The 19,993-nt window shown below is 70.8% G+C and carries 18 protein-coding genes and 1 pseudogene; 11 read left to right on the forward strand and 8 right to left on the reverse strand.

The window, feature by feature from the left end:
* Positions 1-118: 118 nt before the first annotated feature.
* Positions 119-328: pseudogene (locus O1Q96_RS41310) on the forward strand (transposase); the annotation flags it as partial.
* Positions 329-332: 4 nt separating this feature from the next.
* On the opposite strand, the gene O1Q96_RS41315 reads toward O1Q96_RS41310, so the two are convergent.
* Positions 333-788, reverse strand: coding sequence for a YybH family protein (locus O1Q96_RS41315; protein ID WP_269253935.1), 456 nt, complete (start codon positions 786-788; stop codon positions 333-335).
* 113 nt (positions 789-901) lie between these two features.
* Here O1Q96_RS41315 and O1Q96_RS41320 point away from each other — a divergent pair, with 113 nt between their 5' ends.
* The gene (locus O1Q96_RS41320; protein ID WP_269252979.1) at positions 902-1,555 is read left to right on the forward strand and encodes a TetR/AcrR family transcriptional regulator; all 654 of its coding nucleotides are present in this window, start codon (positions 902-904) and stop codon (positions 1,553-1,555) included.
* A gap of 327 nt (positions 1,556-1,882) precedes the next feature.
* Here the strand turns inward: O1Q96_RS41320 and O1Q96_RS41325 are convergent, their stop codons facing one another.
* The 4 genes from O1Q96_RS41325 to O1Q96_RS41340 all read right to left on the reverse strand — a co-directional run bounded on the left by O1Q96_RS41325 (position 1,883) and on the right by O1Q96_RS41340 (position 6,154).
* The gene (locus tag O1Q96_RS41325; RefSeq protein WP_269252980.1) at positions 1,883-3,223 is read right to left on the reverse strand and encodes a ferredoxin reductase family protein; all 1,341 of its coding nucleotides are present in this window, start codon (positions 3,221-3,223) and stop codon (positions 1,883-1,885) included.
* A 253-nt stretch (positions 3,224-3,476) separates the two neighbouring features.
* Positions 3,477-4,163: a response regulator gene (locus O1Q96_RS41330; RefSeq protein ID WP_269252981.1), complete on the reverse strand. Its 687-nt coding sequence runs from the start codon at positions 4,161-4,163 to the stop codon at positions 3,477-3,479.
* On the reverse strand, positions 4,160-5,320 hold the full coding sequence (locus O1Q96_RS41335) for a sensor histidine kinase (RefSeq protein WP_269252982.1): 1,161 nt from the start codon (positions 5,318-5,320) through the stop codon (positions 4,160-4,162). Before O1Q96_RS41335 ends, O1Q96_RS41330 begins: the two co-directional genes overlap by 4 nt.
* A gap of 27 nt (positions 5,321-5,347) precedes the next feature.
* A complete protein-coding gene (locus O1Q96_RS41340; RefSeq protein WP_269252983.1) occupies positions 5,348-6,154 on the reverse strand; it encodes a hypothetical protein in 807 nt (268 codons plus the stop codon).
* A 214-nt stretch (positions 6,155-6,368) separates the two neighbouring features.
* On the opposite strand from O1Q96_RS41340, the gene O1Q96_RS41345 reads away from it, so the two are divergent.
* Positions 6,369-7,223, forward strand: a complete 855-nt coding sequence (locus O1Q96_RS41345) for an aldo/keto reductase (protein WP_269252984.1) — start codon at positions 6,369-6,371, stop codon at positions 7,221-7,223.
* Between the two features lie 203 nt (positions 7,224-7,426).
* On the forward strand, positions 7,427-7,792 hold the full coding sequence (locus tag O1Q96_RS41350) for a PH domain-containing protein (protein ID WP_269252985.1): 366 nt from the start codon (positions 7,427-7,429) through the stop codon (positions 7,790-7,792).
* Positions 7,793-7,908: 116 nt separating this feature from the next.
* Here the strand turns inward: O1Q96_RS41350 and O1Q96_RS41355 are convergent, their stop codons facing one another.
* Positions 7,909-9,093, reverse strand: a complete 1,185-nt coding sequence (locus O1Q96_RS41355) for an MFS transporter (RefSeq protein ID WP_269252986.1) — start codon at positions 9,091-9,093, stop codon at positions 7,909-7,911.
* 97 nt (positions 9,094-9,190) lie between these two features.
* On the opposite strand from O1Q96_RS41355, the gene O1Q96_RS41360 reads away from it, so the two are divergent.
* From O1Q96_RS41360 to O1Q96_RS41370, 3 genes are all read left to right on the forward strand, one after another.
* The gene (locus O1Q96_RS41360) at positions 9,191-10,213 is read left to right on the forward strand and encodes an ArsR family transcriptional regulator (RefSeq protein ID WP_269252987.1); all 1,023 of its coding nucleotides are present in this window, start codon (positions 9,191-9,193) and stop codon (positions 10,211-10,213) included.
* Positions 10,214-10,222: 9 nt separating this feature from the next.
* The gene (locus O1Q96_RS41365; protein ID WP_269252988.1) at positions 10,223-10,738 is read left to right on the forward strand and encodes a glutathione peroxidase; all 516 of its coding nucleotides are present in this window, start codon (positions 10,223-10,225) and stop codon (positions 10,736-10,738) included.
* Positions 10,739-10,841: 103 nt separating this feature from the next.
* Positions 10,842-11,741 (forward strand): MerR family transcriptional regulator, encoded by a 900-nt coding sequence (locus tag O1Q96_RS41370; RefSeq protein ID WP_269252989.1) that lies wholly within the window; start codon positions 10,842-10,844, stop codon positions 11,739-11,741.
* Between the two features lie 124 nt (positions 11,742-11,865).
* Here the strand turns inward: O1Q96_RS41370 and O1Q96_RS41375 are convergent, their stop codons facing one another.
* Complete coding sequence (locus O1Q96_RS41375) at positions 11,866-13,593, reverse strand: MFS transporter (RefSeq protein ID WP_269253936.1); 1,728 nt, start codon at positions 13,591-13,593, stop codon at positions 11,866-11,868.
* A gap of 587 nt (positions 13,594-14,180) precedes the next feature.
* On the reverse strand, positions 14,181-16,520 hold the full coding sequence (locus tag O1Q96_RS41380; protein WP_269252990.1) for a D-alanyl-D-alanine carboxypeptidase family protein: 2,340 nt from the start codon (positions 16,518-16,520) through the stop codon (positions 14,181-14,183).
* Positions 16,521-16,559: 39 nt separating this feature from the next.
* Between O1Q96_RS41380 and O1Q96_RS41385 the strand changes: the two genes are divergently transcribed.
* The 4 genes from O1Q96_RS41385 to O1Q96_RS41400 all read left to right on the forward strand — a co-directional run bounded on the left by O1Q96_RS41385 (position 16,560) and on the right by O1Q96_RS41400 (position 19,923).
* Positions 16,560-17,021: a hypothetical protein gene (locus tag O1Q96_RS41385; protein WP_269252991.1), complete on the forward strand. Its 462-nt coding sequence runs from the start codon at positions 16,560-16,562 to the stop codon at positions 17,019-17,021.
* A 432-nt stretch (positions 17,022-17,453) separates the two neighbouring features.
* Positions 17,454-18,209: a GOLPH3/VPS74 family protein gene (locus O1Q96_RS41390; protein WP_217459231.1), complete on the forward strand. Its 756-nt coding sequence runs from the start codon at positions 17,454-17,456 to the stop codon at positions 18,207-18,209.
* 407 nt (positions 18,210-18,616) lie between these two features.
* Positions 18,617-19,474, forward strand: coding sequence for a helix-turn-helix domain-containing protein (locus O1Q96_RS41395; RefSeq protein ID WP_217459232.1), 858 nt, complete (start codon positions 18,617-18,619; stop codon positions 19,472-19,474).
* A 248-nt stretch (positions 19,475-19,722) separates the two neighbouring features.
* Positions 19,723-19,923: a DUF397 domain-containing protein gene (locus tag O1Q96_RS41400; protein WP_217459233.1), complete on the forward strand. Its 201-nt coding sequence runs from the start codon at positions 19,723-19,725 to the stop codon at positions 19,921-19,923.
* Positions 19,924-19,993 lie beyond the last annotated feature (70 nt).

The following is a 19,993-nucleotide window of genomic DNA, read 5'->3' on the forward strand; positions in this document are numbered from 1 at the left end:
ACCACTATCGAAGCTCCAGGTCAGCGCCCCCACTCCCCAGCCGCTCCCCTAAGGCGGCATTTCAGTTGGCGTGATCTTGCGGCGATCTGGGGTGACGACTGCTGCGCTTGTCGAGCGGATGGCGCCGGAAGACCCATGGATGTTGTTCCAGCGTGTGGTGCCGCCGGCGCCGGTTCGCCCGCCGGGCGGAGGGCATCGCCGGCGAGGGGACCGTGAGGTGCTGGCCGCCATCATCTTTGTGGCCACCTCAGGCTGCACATGGAACCAACTGCCAACGGGCTTTGGCCTGTCGGGTGTGGCAGCCTTCCGCCGGTTCACCGAGGGGAGCCGTGTCAGCCTCGCTCCCACAGCGGCAGCCGGAACATGGCGTAGGTGAACTTGCCGCTGATGCGTCCTGCGGTGTCGAAGTGGAACACGTCCACGCCGTGCCATTGCATGCAGCCGCCGTAGCGTGCACGGGCGAACAGGCGCAGCGGCAGCGGTACACGGCGGCCGAACTCTCCGCGCATGTCGAGCCGGCAGGCCCAGCGGATCGTGGCGCGGCGGTTCGGCTCGTCGATGATCTTGTCGTACACGGCGAAGTGCATGGCGCCGTACCGCCCGGCGAAGTGCGGTTCGAACTCTTTGCGGATCGCCTCTGTGCCGCGCCGCTCCGGGAGGTGGCCGGGCAGGTACACGGCGTCGTCGGCGAAGAAGGACATGACCTTGTCGAGATCGGGGTTCGGCTCGTTGAAGGCGGCAACGAAGTCGTCGACGGTCTGACTGAGGTTGGTCGAGGTGGCGGAGATGGTCTTTCACTCCCAGAGTGCGATGGAGTCAGCGGATGCCGGGACATTAACAGAACACCCGTTCCTTAACAAGAGATGGGTGTTCTAATAGCTCTGGACTAGGATGAACGCTCATGTCAGCGCCATTCCAGCGGGCTCGACGCCCTGATCAGAAGGACCAGCGCCGTGAGGCCATCCTCACCGCCGCTCGGGAACTCGCCGAGCGCTCCGGCGTGGCCAGGGTCAGCCTGCAGGACATCGCCACCGCGGTCGGACTCGCCAAGTCCAACGTGTTGCGCTACTTCGGCACGCGCGAGGAGATCTACCTGCATCTGCTGATGAGCGCAGGCTCTGAGTGGGCGAGCGAGGTAGATGCCCGCTTGCAGGAGGTGAGCGGGACGGAGGCAACGGCGGGCGTTCTCGCGGATGCCTTCGTGGACCGGCCGCTCTACTGTGATCTGACCACACACGCGGAGACGATGCTCGAGCACAACGTGTCCGTGGAGGTGCTGAAGGTCTTCAAGAGGTGGGCGATCGACACCTACTGGGCGATCGGCCGGCGCATCTCCGTCGCCTGCCCCGAACTGGCCCCCGCCGACGGCGCCGCGCTGGTGATGACGGCCAGCGCTTTCGTGGCGAAGCTGTTTCCCCTCACCCGCCCGCCCGAGGCGCTGCGTGAACTGTATGCGCGCGAGCCGGAAATTGCGGGGGCGTTCCCGCCGTTTCGCCCGACACTGAAGCGCATGGTGGCGGCCACCGCGGCCGGCCTGCCTCTGGTGACACGTTAGAGGCTGACGAAGGGCTCGCCCCCACACTGGCGTCCTCGTCCATCCTCAACGCGCACCCGAGCCGGACCCGGCCGCAGGACGAGCGGTACTCCGGATGCGACGAGGATGACGGATTCGCCTACACCGGGCAGTCCTACCGGTTCACGACGTCGCGAGCCGACGTGCTGACCTTCTGTCGTCAGGCCGCCACGGAGGACGGCTGGCGACTCGAGAGCGCCAACCCTTCGCCGTCCCCGGCACCTGGCGACCTCGCGGTCGAAGCGCTCTCTCCGGCCTCAGGTCCCTTGCCCCGCCCTGTCAGGCCAGGCCAGGCCAGGCCAGGCCAGGTCAAGCCAGGCCGAACTTCTCTGCGTGCACCTGTCGCGCGGGGACCCGTAGGTCTCGCAGGCCGGAGAGCACGGCCGCGGTCATGGCGGGCGGGCCGCAGACGTACACGTCGCGTTCGGTGATGTCGGGGACCAGCCGGTGCAGGCTGTCCGGGCCGAACGACGGGGCGCCGCCCTCGCCGGTTCTGCCGGTGAGGAGGTGCAGCCGTCCGCCCCGGAGCGCGACCAGGTGGCGCACCTCGTTCAGCAGCACGGCGTCGGTCTCGCTGCGTACCCGGTACAGCACGACGACGTCGCCGGTCGTCTCCTCCTCCAGCATGGCCCGTACGGGTGTGATCCCCACGCCTCCCGCGATCAGGAGGGTGCCGGGCCGGGCCCGGTGCAGCGAGGTGAACGCCCCGTACGGTCCCTCGACGAAGGCACGGCTGCCGACCGGGACGTTCCGTAGTCCGGCGCTCGTGCTGCCCACCGCCTTGGCCGTGAGGCGCAGCCCCTGTGGGCCCGGCGCCGCCGACAGGGAGAAGGGGTTGGCCAGCCACCAGTGATGGTGTCCGGGGAACCGCCAGATGCAGAACTGGCCTGCCCGGGCCGGGAGTTTGTCGAGGTGTCGGCCGGTGACGTAGACGGACACCACGTCGTCCGACTCCGGCACCACGGCCGTGACGCGGAACCGGTGGTAGGCGTTGCGCCACAGCGGCATGACGACGCGCCCCGTCAGCAGGGCGCCGAAGGCGAACAGCCACAGGAGCCACCAGTAGGCCTCGGCGAACGCGGAGGACGTGAACGTCGTGGTCTCCTGCAGTTGGTGGACGAACGACAGGCCGAGGGCCACGTAGAGCAGCAGGTGCAGACCGTGCCAGACCTCGTACCGCAGGCGCCGGCGCAGGGGCCGGGTGGAGATCGTGGCGATCACGACGATGACGGCCGCGGCGAGCATGCCCAGCAGGGAGGCCGGCACCCCGCTCAGCGCGACGAACGTCTTCCCCATGGAGGCGTCGTCGAGTGTCGCGTAACCGAGGATCACCAGGGTGGCGTGGGTGAGGACCGTCCAGAGCAAGGTGAAGCCGAGCCAGCGGTGCCACACCGTGAGCCTGTCCATCCCGATGCGGCGGTCCAGCCAGGGCAGCCGGGCCACCAGCAGCAGTTGGAACGCCATCAGCAGGGCCGCGTGCAGTCCGAAGAACTTGGCGACCGTGAGCACCCCGTTCTTGCCCGAACCGGCGCTGAGGAACAGCGTCTCGACGATCACCGCGTTGACGATGACGAAGGTCCACATCGCCCAGCGTGCCGCGTCCACCGGAAGAACGGTGCCTCTGCGCACCGCGTCACCAGCCGTCGCCATGGTCGCCTCACATCCCCCGTGGCCGCCGCACGCGCGACCCGTAATGGACAAAACCCATGAAGATCGAGTGATTCGTCCGATACGCACCTCGATCGGATAAGGATACGGAGCGGCGGCCCGATCCGTTCACGCCAGGACCGCCGAAACCGGCCGCCCTTCGGCGTCGTCGTGTGTCGGAGAGGCTCCGAGCGGCATGACCGGCCGGCCGCCGGTCCGGATTGCGGTGAACGCCCGCGATGCCGCAGCCCGTTCCTCACATTCCGCGTCCGCGGTCGCCCGCGAGCCCGGTCTCGTAGGCGACGATCACGAGTTGGGCGCGGTCGCGTGCGTGCAGCTTGGCGAGCAGGCGTCCGATGTGGGTTTTGACCGTGGCCAGGCTCAGGTGGAGGTGTTCTGCGATCTCCGTGTTGGACAGGCCCCGTGCGATCAGGCCGAGTACCTCCAACTCCCGTTCGGTGACGCCGTCCAGCGTGCGGCTGGGTGGACGCGCGGGCTCCGGGCGGCGGGCGAACTCCGCGATCAGGCGGCGGGTCACCGACGGAGCGAGCAGCGCTTCGCCCGCGGCGACGACGCCGATGGCGGTGAGGACCTCGGTCGGCGGGGTGTCCTTGAGGAGAAAGCCCGCGGCGCCGGCGCGCAGGGCGGCGTAGACGTACTCGTCCAGGTCGAAGGTGGTGAGGATCAGGACGCGGACGCCGGGCAGGGCCGGGTCGAGGCAGATCTGCCGGGTCGCCTCGATGCCGTCGAGGTCCGGCATGCGGATGTCCATCAGTACGACGTCCGGCCGTTCGCGGCGGGCCAGTTGGACGGCTTCCGCTCCGTTCGCGGCCTCGCCGACGGCCGTCATGCCGGGCGTGTGGTCGACGAGGACGCGGAAGCTGCCGCGCACCATGGCCTGGTCGTCGGCGATAAGTACCCGGACCGGGGTCACGTCGGTCATGGTCGTCGGTTCCCTTCGGCCGGCAGGCGGACGGACACCGCGAAGCCGCCCTCCGGCCGGGGGCCCGCCTCGAAGCTGCCGTCGTACATCATCGCGCGCTCCCGCATCCCCAAAAGACCGTGTCCTCCTGGTAGTTGCCGGGCCGTTTGCCTGGGTACGGACGGTGGCCCCTCGTCCACGATGTCGATGCGGACCTCTCGCGCGTCCGCCTCGACCGTCACCCGGCAACGGGTCGGGGCCGCGTGCCGGACCACGTTGGTGATGGCCTCCTGGACGATCCGGTAGACCGTCAGCCGTGTCCCCTCGGCCAGGCCCTCCACGGCGTGCACCCTCAAGTCGACGTCCACGCCCGCCCGGTGTGCCTCCGCGGCCAGCGATTCGAGTCCGTCGAGATCCGGTACGGGTCCCAGAGGCGCACCCTCGGTACGCAGCACACCGAGCGTGCGCCGCATCTCGGCCAGCGCGGAACGGCTGGTCTCCTCGATGACCTTGAGGGCGGCCCGCGCCTCTCGTGGGTCGGCCTCCGCCACGTGCCCGGCGACACCGGCCGTGACGGCGATGAGGCTGAGGTTGTGGGAGACGATGTCGTGCAGCTCACGGGCGATCCGCAGGCGCTCCTCGTCCAGTGCGCGCTCCGACCGGCGCCGCTGCTTCCGGGCGGCCTCGTCCCGACGGCCCCGCACGGTGAACCCCGCGCCCCAGGCCCCGCCGATCACCAGGGCCACGAGCCCGGCCACCCCGAAGGCGCCTCGCCCGTCGTCGGCGGGGGTGACCACCGCCTCACCGAGGTACACGGCACCGCACGCCAGCGTCAGCGTCACCGCGAGCGCCGGTACGGAGCGGCGGGCGGGCTCGGCCAGTCCTACGAGGTAGGCCGCGAGCCCGGCGGCGGCGTACGGCTCACGAGTGATGTCGAGGAGCGATGCCGTGGCCAGTGCGGTCAGGACGACTGCCAGGACCGCGAGGGGCCATCGGCGGCGTACGGCGATCGGCAGGCCGACCGCGACGGCGATCAGACAGCCGAGCCAGAACGGTCCCTCGAAGACGGGCTGGCCGTCGTCGGTGTTCGGCCGGGCGAAGCCGATGTACACGGCGGTCAGGGCCAGGGCCGCGCCGAGGTCGAGGGCCTGGAGGTGGCGCTGCCGCTTGGGCGTCATGGTCCGACCGTACTGGGACGTGCGCACTCAACCAGCCTGTCCGAGCAGCAGCATCAGTGCGAACGTCACCAGCGTCAGCGGCACCCAGCGCAGCACCGCCGCCCGGCCGGGGCGGGGCGCCTCGCGCAGCAGCGCCAGGCCCAGCGGCACCAGTGCGGCGCACAGTCCGGCCAGCGCCAGCAGCGACAGCGGTGTGGTCCCCTTGAGCACTCCGAGGGGCAGTGCCGCGGTGAGGGCGAGTGCGGCAGCGCGGACCGGGCCGAGCACCCGGGTGCGCCAGGCGCCGAGGGCGAGGACGATCCATCCGGCGAGAACGGCGAGGTTCAGCGTGGCGAAGACGTGGAAGGCGCCGTAGCCGGCGGAGACCGCCTCGGTGGCGGGACCGGCCCCCTCGGAACGCACCAGCTGAAAGGCGAGATGGTCCACCCCGGCGTGGAAGGCGCGGGCGAAGAGCCCGAACATCACCAGGACGCCGCCCCACAGGCCCCAGCCGGCACTTCGCGCCCCGATCCGTGCGGCCACGACGGCCACGGCGGGCCAGAGCATCAGGCTGCCTGCGGCGAAAAGGCCGTACGCGGTGGCCATCAGGGCGGGATGGTGTTCGTACGCGGCGAGTTGGTCCGGGAAGAAGAAGGGGAAGCGGGCCCGCAGCAGCGCGCCGGTCAGCATCAGGAGTGGGCCGAGCACCATGGAGGTGCCGCCCACCCAACGTCCGGGAAAGCCGGTGGCCTCCCACCGCTCCACAGGCAGCGCGCCACGCAGTCGGACACCGATCGGGGTGACCGGGGTGGTTGGGGTGACCGGGGCGGCCACGGATGTCGTCGGGTTCGTCATGCTGACGACGATGCCTTCAGCGTCCTTGCGGGGCGTCGGACCAGGAGCTGAATCGCGGGGTCAGACCCTGGTATGACCCGTCGGATCGCGAGAACAGGCACCGCCCTCGGCCCGTCTCGTGAGCACATGACGCCTTGCTGCGAGCGTTGTGCCCGCTGGCAGCAAGCTGCCACGGGTTGGCGGCCGGGGTGCCTGACTGCCCAGGCTGTGGCTCATGAGCAACGACTTCCTTCTCGGTGACGATCTCCCGGTCGACCGCATCGGCTTCGGAGCCATGCGCCTGTCCGCGAACGGCTTCCGGGGGCCGGCCCGCGATCCGCAAACCGGTCGCGCCGTCCTGCGCCGTGCCGTCGAACTCGGCGTGAACCACATCGACACGGCCGCCTTCTACACCAGCGACGACGGCACAGTCCGTGCCAACGCCCTGATCCGCGAGGCCCTCCACCCCTACCCGGCCGGCCTGGTCCTCGCCACGAAGGTCGGCCCGGCCCGTACCCCTGACGGAGGCGTGACACAGACCAACGACCCGGCGGCGCTGCGGCCGTTGGTCGAGGAGAACCTCGAAACCCTCGGCCTGGACAGCCTCGATCTCGTCTATCTGCGCATCGGCCTCATGGACCCGCCGCAGGGGGAGTCCGTGTCCGCCCGCTTCGAGGCGCTGGCCGCGATGCGCGAGGAGGGCCTGATCCGCCACCTCGGCCTGAGCAACGTCGACGCGGGCCATCTCACCGAGGCCCGTGCGATCACACCCGTCGCGGCCGTCCAGAACCACTTCCACGCCGGTCGGCGCGACGACGCCGGGCTCCTGGCCGCCTGCGAGGAGGCCGGCATCGCCTTCGTGCCGTTCTTCCCGCTGGGCGGCGGCATGGGCGCTCCCGCGGGGGACCGCACGGCCGAGGTCGCGGAACGGCACGGGACCACGGTCGCGCAGATCGCCCTGGCCTGGCTGCTCGCCTCCTCCCCCGTCACCCTGGCCATCCCCGGCACCGGCTCCCTGACGCACCTGGAGGAGAACATGGCCGCCGGGTCGGTCACCCTCACCCCGGAGGACCTCTCCGACCTCGCCTGACGACGGGACGACGGGCGACGGGGCGACGGGGCGACGGCCGCGAAGGCTGTGACGGCGCCTGCGGCAGCTGCGACGGCGGCGGGACCAAGGGCCCCGTCGGCCCGGATCCGCCCCGGCGCCCGCCCGCGGGCCGGCGGGCATTGCTCCGATTGGCCTGTGGTGCGAGGATCTTGGGACTTCACACACCCAACGGGGGGTTTGTCATGGCACTGTTCGGAAACGCGCACACCGTCGACCCGGGGAAGGCCCAGCACGACTACGCGCGGCTGCTCGGGCAGAACGAGCAGGTGTACGCCGCCTTCCAGCTGATCCGCGACACCATCCTCTTCACCGACCGCCGCCTCATCATGGTCGACAAGCAGGGCATCACCGGCAAGAAGACGGAATACCACTCCGTCCCGTACCGCAGCATCACGCACTTCGCCGTCGAGACCGCCGGGACCTTCGATCTCGACGCCGAGCTGAAGATCTGGATCTCCGGATCGCCGACGCCGATCCAGAAGACCTTCACCAAGGGCGTCGACATCTACGAGGTCCAGGCGATCCTCACCCAGTTCGTGGCGCGATAGCACGTACCGGCACGGGCGTAGGCGAGGGCGTGGCAGATGTCTGCCGCCTCCCCGTACGGCCGGTTCGGCCATCGGCTGGTGGCCGGTCACTGGTTGCTGGTCACCGGCTGCTGGTCTCATGCCAAGTCCGGTACGGAGGACGGCCGTACGGGCCTGAGTCCCCGGGCCAGGGCCAGCGTGACGGTGATCGACGCGGCTGCCGTCGCCGCCATCGCCGTGGCCGGTGACGTCAGTTGGGCCAGTGAGCCCGCCAGCGCCGCCCCCACTCCCTGCATCGTCAGCATGCCGGACGAGTGCAATCCCAGTGCGTGGCCCGCCAGTTCGGGCGGCGTGACGGCCATCAGGCGTTCCTGCTGGAGCAGGCTCGCGCCGAAGCCGACCGAGGCCAGGGCGGCGAGTGCCGCAGCCAGGGACGGGCGGGGATGCAGGAGGAAGAGCAGGTACGGGGCCGCCAGCAGCAGGAGCAGTGGTACCCCGAGCCGGGGCCGCAGGTGGGGCCTCACGAAGCGGGCGACCGCCACGTCTCCGATCAGCATGCCCAGGGCGGCGCAGGCGAAGAGCAGGCCCGCGTGCCCGGGAGCGTACGAGACGTAGAGGGACTCGCAGCCGACGATCAGGCCGTTGGGAAGCCAGAGGGCCAGATAGAGGTGGCGGCGGGGGCCGGCGGAGAAGAGGGTCCTGTTCGTGCGCCAGGTCTCGCGTACCGAGGGTCGGCCCGTGGCTCTCGGCGGGCGGGGGGTCAGGGCGAATCGGGCGACCGCGGCGGCCGTCGCGTACAGGGCCGCCGCCGCGAGCAGTGTGCCGCGCGGGGACAGCAGGGCGATCAGGACGCCTCCCGCGGCGAAGCCCGCGACCTGCGTGATCCCGTTCGCCATGTTGAAGACCGAGCGGCCCACGATGTAGCCGTCCTTGGGCAGGATCTCGTTCAGCAGGCCCCAGCGGACCCCGCCGCCCAGGGAGGCCACCAGACCGAGGGCGAGGATCAGGGCGAAGACCGCCCAGAGCGGGACGGGCAGCGCCAGGAGTGCCGTGCCCGCCGCGAACGCGAGCGCGGTGCCCGTCATCGTGGCGCGGGGCGGCAGGCGGTCGGCGGCCGACAGGAGTGTGGTCGCGCCCAGGACCTGGGCGAGCGACGGGCCGAACATGCTCAGGGCCGACAGGAGGGGCGAGTCCGTGGCCCGGTAGACCAGCGTGCCGAGCGCGAGGCCGCTCATCGTCTGGGCTGCCACCTGCGCCGAGGAGGCCAGGAAGAGGGGCGTGAACTCCGGGGTGCGGAAGAGGGAGCGGTACGTCGTTCGCATGGACCGGAGTCTTGGACCGGTGCCGGAGCGGCCGTTAGTGTTTCGCGTCTGTGCGAAACCATCGCGCGCGACGACGAACCCGGGGGGGGCCGCGGAGATGGGCTGGTGGCAGGTCAACGCCGACACCCTGGCCGGCAGCCGCTTCGTGATCTCGCCGCTCGCCGAGACCTTCGCCTCCCTGAAGGCGCTGAGTGCGGGGACGGCCGCGCACCCCGGCGAACGGGCCTGGCTGAACGCCCATCTGCCGGACCACCAGCGGCGGTTGGCGGCCGACCCCGTCACCGCCGCCCTGGTCCGGGCCGGTCTCGGACCCGAGTGGATAGCCGACTTCCTCACTCCCACCCCGCGCGGCGAGGAGGACTTCGCCACGGAGGTCGCCCGGGTGCGCGAGGCCTCCCCCGAGGCCGCCCGGGCCCACCTCGTCCTCGCCCTGCGCGGCCCGCTCCCCGCGATTCTCCGGGGCCGCGACGACCTCCCCGGCCGCGCAGCCGACCTGCTCACCCACCTCTGGACCGAGGCCGTACGCCCCTACTGGCCCCGTCGCCGCCGCGTACTGGAAGCGGATGTCGTGGCCCGCACCGCCCAGCTGAGCCAGGGCGGCTGGGCGGCCGCGCTCGACGCGATGCGGCCGGGCATGCGCTGGCTCGGCGAGAACCGGCTGCAGGTCAACCTGCACGAGTACCCGCCCCGGGAGATCTCGGGTGCCGAGCTCCTCTTCGTACCGGTGACGCCGCAGCGGCACGGCTGGGTGTCGTGGGAGGAGCCTGACCGGTACGCGGTCGTGTACCCGTGCTCGGGTGTGCTGGCACACACCGAACCGTCCGCCGCGCACGCCGTGCACTCCGCCGGGTCGGCCGCCCCCGAGAGCCTCGGCCGGCTGCTCGGCACCGCGCGGGCCGGTGTGCTCGCCCGCCTCGACTCCCCCATGAGTACGAGCCAGCTGGTCGCCGTCACCGGGCAGGGGCTCGGCTCGGTCGGCCGCCATCTGAAGGTCCTGCTCGACGCCCGGCTGGTCCGGCGCCGTCGCGCCGGGCGGTCGGTGCTCTACTACCGGACGGCCGCGGGTGAGGTTCTTCTCAGGGCCCAGGGCGCCGCCCGGGTGCCGACGGACCGGAGTTAGCATCCGATTATGACCAACGACAACACCAGTACCTCAGACGCCTCGGTTCTCGACGTCGACATCGACGCGCTGCAGGGCGGTTCCGCGGACCTCGGCCAGTACAAGGGCCAGGCCGTACTCATCGTCAACGTGGCGTCCAAGTGCGGGCTCACCCCGCAGTACGCGGGCCTGGAGCGGCTGCACGCGCGGTACGCGGCACAGGGTTTCACCGTGCTCGGAGTGCCCTGCAACCAGTTCCTCGGCCAGGAGCCCGGCTCTTCCGAGGAGATCGCGGAGTTCTGCTCGGCGACGTACGGCGTGACCTTCCCGATGACCGAGAAGGTCGACGTGAACGGCGACGCGCGGCACACCCTGTACGAGCGGCTCACCGGCTTCGCGGACGGCGAGGGGCACACCGGTGACGTCCGCTGGAACTTCGAGAAGTTCCTGATCGGCCGGGACGGCACGGTCGTGGCGCGCTTCGCGCCGAAGACCGAGCCGGAGTCCGCCGAGGTCGTGTCGGCGATCGAGGCCCACATCGGCTGAGCGGTCCTTCCCGCGTGGGCACCCGCCGGTTGACCTTGCCCCTGGGACAAGGCGCAGCGTCCTACCACCGGGCGGCACTCGCCCGGTGACGGAGGAGGGGCCGGTGGAACACTCGGAACCTGTGCGACGCCCGGCCCCCGCGGCCGGGGAGCTGCTCACGATCGGCGCGTTCGCCGCCCGTGCGCGGCTCTCGCCGAAGGCCCTGCGGCTGTACGACAGGCTCGGCCTGCTGGCGCCCGCGCAGGTCGACGAGGTGACCGGCTACCGCTACTACCGGGCCGGCCAGATCGAACGCGCGCGGCTGGTCTTCCTGCTGCGCCGGCTCGACATGCCCCTCGCGCGGATCGCCGAGGTCATCGAGCGGCAGGAGGCCGACGGGGCCGGGGCGGCGGATCTCGTCGCCGCGTACTGGGCGGACGTCGAGGAACGCCTCGCCGGGCAGCGGACACTCGCGCACTACCTCCGTGGACGGCTTTCCGGAAGGAGTTCCGAGTTGTACGCGAAGTTCGACATCCGCACCGTGGACGTACCGGAGCAGTGGGTCATCACGGAGATGCGGCACACCCTCGTGGACGAGCTGCCCCTCTGGATCCCGGCGTCGCTGGGACGTCTGGAGGCGGCGGCCGGGGAGTGCGGCGGTTCGACGGGCGCGCCCTTCACCGTCTACCACTCGGCGGTCTCGGACGAGAGCGACGGTCCCGTCGAGTGCTGTGTCCCCGTCGCCGACGTGGCGGCGGCCCGCGCCTGGGCCGCGGAGCACGCGCGCGCGTGGGGCGCGGCGGCCCGCTTGGAACCGGCCCGGCGCCTCGCCTACACCCGCATCACCAAGGCCCAGGTCGCCGCCCCACAGATCCACGCCGCGTACGAGGCGGTGGAAGCCTGGATGGCACGGGAGGCCCACTCCTACGCGGGACCCTGCCGCGAGATCTACTTCACCGACTGGGACGCCGCGACCCCGCAGGACGAGGTCTGCGACGTGGCGTTCCCGATCAGCCCCGGCTGACGGAGCGCCCCTTCTTTCAGGGACGCGGGACCAGCGCAGCCTGTTCAGGGGCGCGGGGAACTGCGCGACCAGCCACAGCGGACCCGCACCCCGGCCCCGGCCCCGGCCCCGACCCGCGGTAGCGCTACTCGCCCCCGCGGACAGCCTCCCGCATCTCCTCAGGACACCCCGTACCCCGAGGCAGCTGATACGGCGCAGCCAACCGATACGTGCCGGCCCGCGGAGCGAGCAGCTCCGTCCACTGGTCCCCGTTGACGTCCTCTTCCGTCTCCATCAGACACCCGTTGACGTTCTCGTACGTCTTGGGCGCCTCGTCGTCCTCCCGCCGCTTCGACTCCGCGGTCTCCTGAGGCGGCTTGACGCTCTTGCCCTCCGCGTCGACGAGGCCGAGCCACGGCGAGTAGGGGATCCGGATGAGTACCCGGCCCGCCCGCTTCACCTCGATCGTCAGCTCGCCCTGCTCGGCCCGGTCGACCACGGCGGGCGGGTCGGCCATCGGCGTCGGGTCGACGACCCGGAAGAGCTGCCAGTTGGCGTCGCCCCAGACCTGCTTCAGGTAGGGCATCCCGCGCTGTACGAGCTGCCGCTCGCGCTGGCCACCGTCCCCGTCCGGCTCGCCCTTGGGCAGGACGACGTAGTGGACGGCCCAGCGCTTCAGCCACTCGTGGTAGTTCGCGGAGTTGAGGGTGTCGTCGTAGAAGAGCGGGTTGCGCTCCATGTCCGCCTGCCGGTTCCAGCCGCGGGCGAGGTTGACGTACGGGGCGAGGGCGGACGCCTCACGGTGCGAGCGGGCCGGTACGACCTCGACGCGGCCCTTCTCGGCGCCCGCCTCCTGGAGCTGGTTGACGAGGGGGGCCAGCTCGCGGGCCCAGGACGCGGCGGGCGTCGTGTGCACGATGTCGTCCACGGCCTTGAAACTGATCCAGGCGTTCATGCCCACGAAGGCGACGACGATCGTGTACCACTTGCGCGAGCGCGGCACGGTGAAGGGCAGCGCGGCGATCAGCGCGACCCCCGCGAACAGCATGGGGAGGCGGCTGATGTTGGAGCCGATCTGCGAGCTGATCAGCCAGACGAGGACGACGGACAGGCCGTACACCGCCGCCGTGATCCGGACCGTCTTCCACTCCTTGGGCACGAGGAAGAAGACGAACGCCGAGTACGTGAACGGCAGCACGACCGACCCGAAAATCATCGGCTGCGTGCCGGAGAAGGGGAACATCCAGGCCGAGACGCCCACGACGACGGCCGGCGCGATCCCCAGCGCGTAGGCGCCCGGGCGGCGCTTCTGCAGGAACAGCGCCACCGCGACGAACCCCACGAAGAGCCCGGCCACGGGGGACGCGGCCGTCGCGATCGCGGCGAGCGGGGCGGCGCACAGCGCCTTGGCCCAGCGCTTGTAGCGCCAGCGGTACGGCCAGCAGAAGACGACGGCGGTCGCACCGAGCGCGAAGACCGTGCCGAGACCGAAGGTCACCCGGCCGGAGATCGCGTTGCACAGGAGCGCGAACACTCCGGCGAGCGCCGGCCAGACCGGGTCCCGTACGGCTCTGGTGCGCATCAGGATCAGCATGAGCAGCCCGGCGGAGAGCGTCCCGGCGATCATCATCGTCGTCCGTACGCCGAGCACGGCCATCAGGTACGGGGACACCACGCTGTACGACACCGGGTGCATGCCGCCGTACCAGGCCAGGTTGTACGCGGATCCCGGGTTGCGCCCGACGAACTCGGCCCACGCGTCCTGCGCGGCGAGGTCGCCCCCACTGTTCGCGAACGTGAAGAACCAGATGACGTGCAGGATGCCGGAGAGTGCGGTGGCCTGGACCGCGGGGTGGCGGATGAAGCGGTGCATGCGGGTGGCTTCGGGGCCGTCGGCCGCACGATCGCCCGAGCCGGCGCCGCCGTCGGCGGACTCGTCCGGGCCGCCGCCCTCACCACCGGTCCCACCGTCGTCCGGGCCGTCGTGGTCCACGTCGGCCTTCGGATGCCCGTCGGCCTTCGCGTCCTCGTCCTCGGACTCGGCGGGAGCCTCGCGCGGCCCGGTCGCCCCGTCGTGGGGATCGGTGGACCCCTGGCCGGGATCGGTGGAGCCCTCGTCCGGGCCGGTGGGCTCCTCGCCGACGTCCTGAGGTCCGGAGGTGCCGGACGGTGCGGCACTGTCGGTCTGCCCGGCGGTGCCGGGGCTCTCGACGTGCCGTGTACGCACGCCTATTCGCGGGCCGGCCCCTCGGCTCGGCTCGGCGTCGTCGGCGTGCGTCGGCTCCGCTGTCGCCACGTGAAGGTACTCCCGTGTCCCGTTGTTCCACTCTCGGCCGGGCCCCGCGGGCGGGCGACCTGCCCCGTTCTCGCGACGCTAGCACGCACCCCGCCGGAGGGCTCCTGGATGGTGCTCGTCGGCGGGGTGCGGTCGGTTCGACTGCTCCTGGGGCGTACTCCCTGTCAGCTCACCCGGGTCAGCTTGGCGCCGTAGCCCGGTTCGGTGAGGTCCGACTGGAGCGCGACCGGAACGTCGACCGCGTCGCCCGTCGTACCGTCCCCGACGCTCAGCGAGCCGACCTTGGTTCCCGCCTTCGCCTCGTGCGGGATGGCTGTGCCGTCCTCACTCAGCTTCAGCTTGACGGTCTGTCCGGCCCAGCCCACCGCGGAGACGTCCTTCGTCGCGACGACCGGCGTACGGCCGCCGAGCCCGTCGTCCACATACCCGACGACGTCACCCTTCTTCAGGATCTTCCGCGAGGTCAGCGCCTCCTGGGCGGCGATCATCGCCGTCTTGCTGACCGCGTTGACCGTGTCGATGATCGGCGGGGTGTGCTGGCCGAGGATGGCGCCGACGACGATGACGTTCTCGCCGCCGACCTCCTGCGTGGCCGCGAACAGCAGGTTGCCGCCGGCCTTGGTGGTGGAGCCGGTCTTGATGCCGATGGCGTTGTTGTACGGCACGAGGCGGTTGTAGTTGTCCCACTTCTTGCCGGACGGGTCCACCCAGCTCGGCAGCTTGGTGATGTCCACCAGCGCCTGGATGTCCACGAGCTCGTTGCCGAGCTTCACCTGGTCCTCGGCGGTGGAGACCGTGGTCTCCTTCAGACCCGAGGGGTCGGTGTACGTCGTGTTGGTCATCCCGAGGTCCTTGGCGGCGTCGTTCATCTTCTTGACGAACGCCTCCTCGGAACCGTTGGAGTCCCAACGGGCCAGCAGCCGCGCGATGTTGTTCGCGGAGGGGATCATGATGGCCGCGAGGGCGTCCTTCTCGGTGAGGGTGTCGCCCTCCTTGACGGTGTTGAGCGTCGACTCGCCGTCCTTGTCGAAGCCGCCCTCCGTCTCCGCCTTCGCGTCGACGGGGATCTTCTCGCCGTCCTCGCCGGGCTTCAGCGGGTGCTCCTTGAGGATCACGTACGCCGTCATGGCCTTGGCGACCGAGCCGATCGCGACGGGCTTCTGCTCCCCGAACGTGTCGACCGTGCCGATGCCGTTGACGTCCATCCAGCCCTGGCCCTCCTCGGGCCACGGCAGGGCGACCTTGTTGCCCTCGAAGGCGTACGACTTGTCGGCGGTCAGCGCGAGGGTGGGGGCCGGCAGTGGACGTACGGCCTGTACGACTGCAAACACCACGGCCAGCAGCAGCACCAACGGGGTCCAGATCTTGACCCGGCGCACGAGCGTCCGCACCGGTGTCTGCCGGGGCGCCGGCGTGTTCGTCAGCTCCGCCAGCAGGTCCAGCGGGGGCCGCGGCGGGAGGGGCTGCTGCGTCGTCCGTTCGGGGCCGACCTGTGGGATGGCGGTGGTATCGGCGGCAGGTGGCACCGAGGGCGAGGCGGCGGGCTTCGCCTTCGGCGGCGCGGGCTCGTCGAGCGGCTTGAGGGCCACGAACTTGCTGGTGCGCTCGACCTCGGCCTCGGCGGCCGCCTTGCCACCGGCCTCCGCGCTGCCGTCCTTGCCGGTTCCGGTGGCCTTGCCCGGCTCGACGACCTTGCCCGCTCCGGCGTCCGGCCCGGCCCCGGCCTTCGCTCCGGCCCCGGAATCCGCTCCGGAGGCGGACTGCTCACCGGGCTTGCCGTCACCAGTGGCGGGCTTGGCGCCGCCCAGCTTGAGCATGGTCGTGGGCTGATCCACGGTGGGCGGCCGCTTGAAGACGGCGGTGGCCTGGTCGACGCGGGGCTCGGGCTTGTCCGCGTCTGCGGCGGAGTCCGAATCCTTGGCGGCGGCGGAGTCCGATGCGGGGCCCGAATCCTTGGCGGCGCCGGCGTCCTTGCCGTCACCCGAGTCCCGGTCCGCGCCGGAGGCCATGTCCGCAGCGGAATCCGACTCGGCGGCGGGAGCCTCGTCCTCGGCGGCGTCCACCGCGACAGTTCCGGCCCCGGCGGAGGCAGCCGGAGTTGCGTCCTCGACCTCGGCATCCGCATCCGTGGCGGTGGCCTTGGCCGGCGCGTCGGCGGGAGCGGCGTCCTTCGGAGCGGCGTCCTTCGGCTCGCTCTCCGCCTCACCCGGCGCTTCGTCGTCGGTTTCGTCGTCGGTTTCGTCGTCGGCTTCGGCTTCGGCTTCGGCTTCGGCCTCAGTGTCGGCCGCGGTCTCGGCCTTCGGCTGCGACGTCACCGCGTCCGTCGACCTGCTGCCGGGCTCACGCTCGGCGTCGGCGTCGGCGTCCTTCGCAGCAGTGACGGAGTCGGCGTCGGGCGTGGCGCTGTCGGGAGCGACCTCCTCGGCCGGTGCGTCCGCAGGGGCGGCGTCCTCCGGCTCGGAGTCCGCGCCGGACGAAGGAGCCTCCGCCTCTGCCTCGCTCACGTCCTGCGCGTCCTGCGCGTCCTGCGCGTCCTGCGAAACATGACTCTCGGACCCAACTTCGGCCTCGGCCTCGGACTCGACCTCCGCGTCTGCGCCCGGGTCGCCGGCATCGGCATCGGCATCGGCATCGGCATCGGCATCGGCATCGGCGGCAGCGTCATCACTCCCGGTCGAGCCCGAGCCCGAACTCGAACCCGAGACCGAGTCCGCACCCGAGGCCGAGTCCGCACCCGGCGCTTCCGGCGCCGCGCCCTCGCCCGCGCCGTCATCAGCGCCGTCGCCTGCGCCCTCGTCCGCAGAAGCGCCCTCAGGCGTCTTCTCGTCCGCCGTGGCGACCCAGGCCGCCACAGCGTTCCGCAGGCGCGCGTCGCCGCCCCCTGCGCCCTGGGCGCCGCCCTCCGCGGTCTTCTCCGGCTCCGCAGAACCGTCACTCCCCCGGGAACTCCCGGCGGCCGGCCCGTCGGAGCCCTCCGGCTCCGCCGCATCCGCCGCATCCGCTGAATCCGCGGAACGCGCCGAACCCGCGGCGCTCTTCGTCGAGAACACCGCCGTGGCCGTGTCCGCCCGGGAGGCCGCCGTCACGGCCTCCCGTGCGACCGCGAGCCGCGGGTCCGGAACCGGAGCCCTGCTCCCCGACGTCGGTTCTGCCGACGACTCGTGCTGCTTCGACCTGTCGGGGGACTCGCCCGCCACCGATGCCTCCTCCGTGCGCCACACACCGTGCGCCCAACCGAACCATGAACCCGTGAACCAGTGCACACGCGGCCCGGACACCCGTGTCCGAACCGTGTACCAGTGTCCTGTGTGGGGGCTTAGCCCCTGCAGTAGACGAGAACGACATATCTATCGGTTCCACTACGAACCGGTCACGCACTCTCGACAGACCAATGTGAGAGGGGTCACCCTGTCATTCATCCACGCGGGGAGGCATGGATGGGCAGGAGCCGCAGAACAATTCCGGAGGAGCTTCTGTTGCTGGCGCTGGACCCGACCACGGGTACCACCGCACAGCCACAGTCGCTCGACCTCGGTCTGGCCGGAGCACAGCTAGTGGAGCTGGCGCTGGCCGGACGGATAGCCCCAGACGGGGATCGTATCGCCGTGGTGGCACCACGGCCGACCGGAGATCCGACCTTGGACTGTGCGCTGGAACTACTCCGCAGGCGGGGTGCTCCAGTACGCGCTGTGAACTGGATCGGCGGGCCCCGACTGGGGCTGCGCCAGACATATCTCTCGCATCTGGAGCGATGCGGCATGGTCCATGCCGTGGCGGGTCAGATGTGCGGGGTGCTTCCGACAACTCGCTATCAGGCGACGGACACGGAGATCAGCCGGGAGATCAGGGCCCGGCTGGACAGCGCGATCCGCACCGGCGTACCGCCGGACCCGCGGACCGCCGCACTGGCCGCGCTGGCGCACGCCGTCGGCCTGGGCAAGCACCTCTACCCGGGGAACGAAGGGCGTTCGTCGCGCTCCCGTCTCCGGGATCTGATCAGGCACGACCCCATGGGCGGCCTCGTGGCACACGCCGTGATGGACGTCCAGAACGGTGTGGCCGCACAGCCGCGCCGCAGCCCGGCACCGGCCGGCCGTCAGGCCGCACCCGGAGCCAGGCCCGCACCGGAGCCCGCCAGGGGCGTTCCGATGCAACCGCGCCGCGGTTCGATGGCGCGCGCCGTGGCCCACTGAGTCGCTGGTCCACGGCACCCACCGTTACGACCGCAGTACGGCAGTACGCGCAGCATCCGCAGTACGCACAGCATCCGCAGTAACTCCGCAGCACCCACGTGCACCGCGCTCGCGCGTCACGCACGTCAGCGCCGCACCGCAGTCGCCAGTACCCGGTTCGGGAGCCGCTGGGCCGCGCGGGGCGACGGGCCGTTCGTCGGGACGACGACAGGCCCGTCGCCCCGCGCGGCCGTGTGTCCACAGTCGTCCGTCGCCGTACGGACGGCAAGGTGGCGCGAGGTGGCGACAAGTGGCGTGTACGCACGGCATATCCGCTGTTTCCCAGCGGTAGTAAGCGCCTTGGTGGCAATCTGCTCAACAGCAGATACGCAAAGTACAGGCAGCACGCAGCCGGAGGTGCACGTCCCGTGGCGTCCAATGTCAATCCCACCGTCAGGCGACGCCGGTTGGGCCAGGAGCTGCGACGGCTCCGCGAGCTCAAGGGCATGACGGCCGAAGAGGTCGCCGAGCGGCTGCTCGTCTCGCAGTCGAAGATCAGCCGCCTGGAGAACGGGCGGCGCAGCATCAGCCAGCGCGACGTCCGCGACCTGTGCGGGGTGTACGAGGTCGAGGACGTCCGGATCGTCGACTCGCTGATGCAGATGGCCAAGGACTCGCGCCAGCAGGGCTGGTGGCACTCCTTCGGCGACATCCCCTACAGCGTCTACATCGGTCTGGAGACCGACGCGGCGAGTCTGCGCGTCTACGACCCGCTGGTCGTGCCGGGCCTGCTGCAGACCCGTCCGTACGCCGAGTCGCTGATCCAGGGCGCGCTCCCCGAGGCGGCCCCCGGTGACATCGACAAGCGTGTGCAGGTACGGCTGCGGCGACAGGAACGTATCTCCGACCTGGAGAACCCCTTGCGGCTGTGGGCCGTCCTGGACGAGGCCGCGCTGCGCAGGACCGTGGGCAACAAGCAGGTGATGATCGAGCAGTTGGAGCACCTCGTCGAGATGTCCCACGTGCCGCACGTGACGGTGCAGGTCATCCCGTTCACGATGGGCGCCCATCCGGGGGTGAGCGGTCAGTACGCGATCCTCGAGTTCCCCGACGCGGCCGACTCCAGCGTGGTCTACATCGAGGGCGTCACGAGCGACCTGTACCTGGAGAAGGCGAACGACGTCCAGAAGTACAGCGTCATGTACGAGCATCTGCGGGCGCAGGCGCTCAACGCGGACCAGTCCCGTGAGTTCATCGCCGACGTCGCGAAGGACTACGCGCACTGAACTGATTCGGGGCCGATTTCGACCGCCCCTGCGAGAAGGGCGGGACAATACACCCTCGGCCTATCACGACGGAAGACCCAGCTGGTATATGCCATCCGGTCGAGTGAATAGTCTCTTCGTACGCCGATGTTGGCGAGTAGCGTCGATCACGCCAGGGAGCAACGACCTTGGCGCAATCCGAACCGTGGGTTCCACAGGGGACCCTCAGCTCGGTGACAGCAACTCAGCAACTGGCTACCGGAGCGAACATGGCAATCAAGCAGGGCTCCTCGGACACGTGGACGAAGTCTTCGTACTCCCAAGGAAACGGCGCATGCGTCGAGGTCAAGTCCCCTGTCCTGGCGGCGATGGCCGTCCGCGACTCCAAGGTCGTCGAAGGCCCCACACTGGCCTTCCCGGCGGAGTCGTGGAACGCCTTCGTCTCAGAAGTGAGCCGCGGCACCGTCTGATCTCAACGGATGCCTCGCGCAGTACGCACAGCAGAAGCGGTACGCACAGCAAGAGCACCGACAACTGGAT

It is taken from the genome of Streptomyces aurantiacus (assembly GCF_027107535.1).
In the GTDB taxonomy this organism is placed as follows: Bacteria; Actinomycetota; Actinomycetes; order Streptomycetales; family Streptomycetaceae; genus Streptomyces.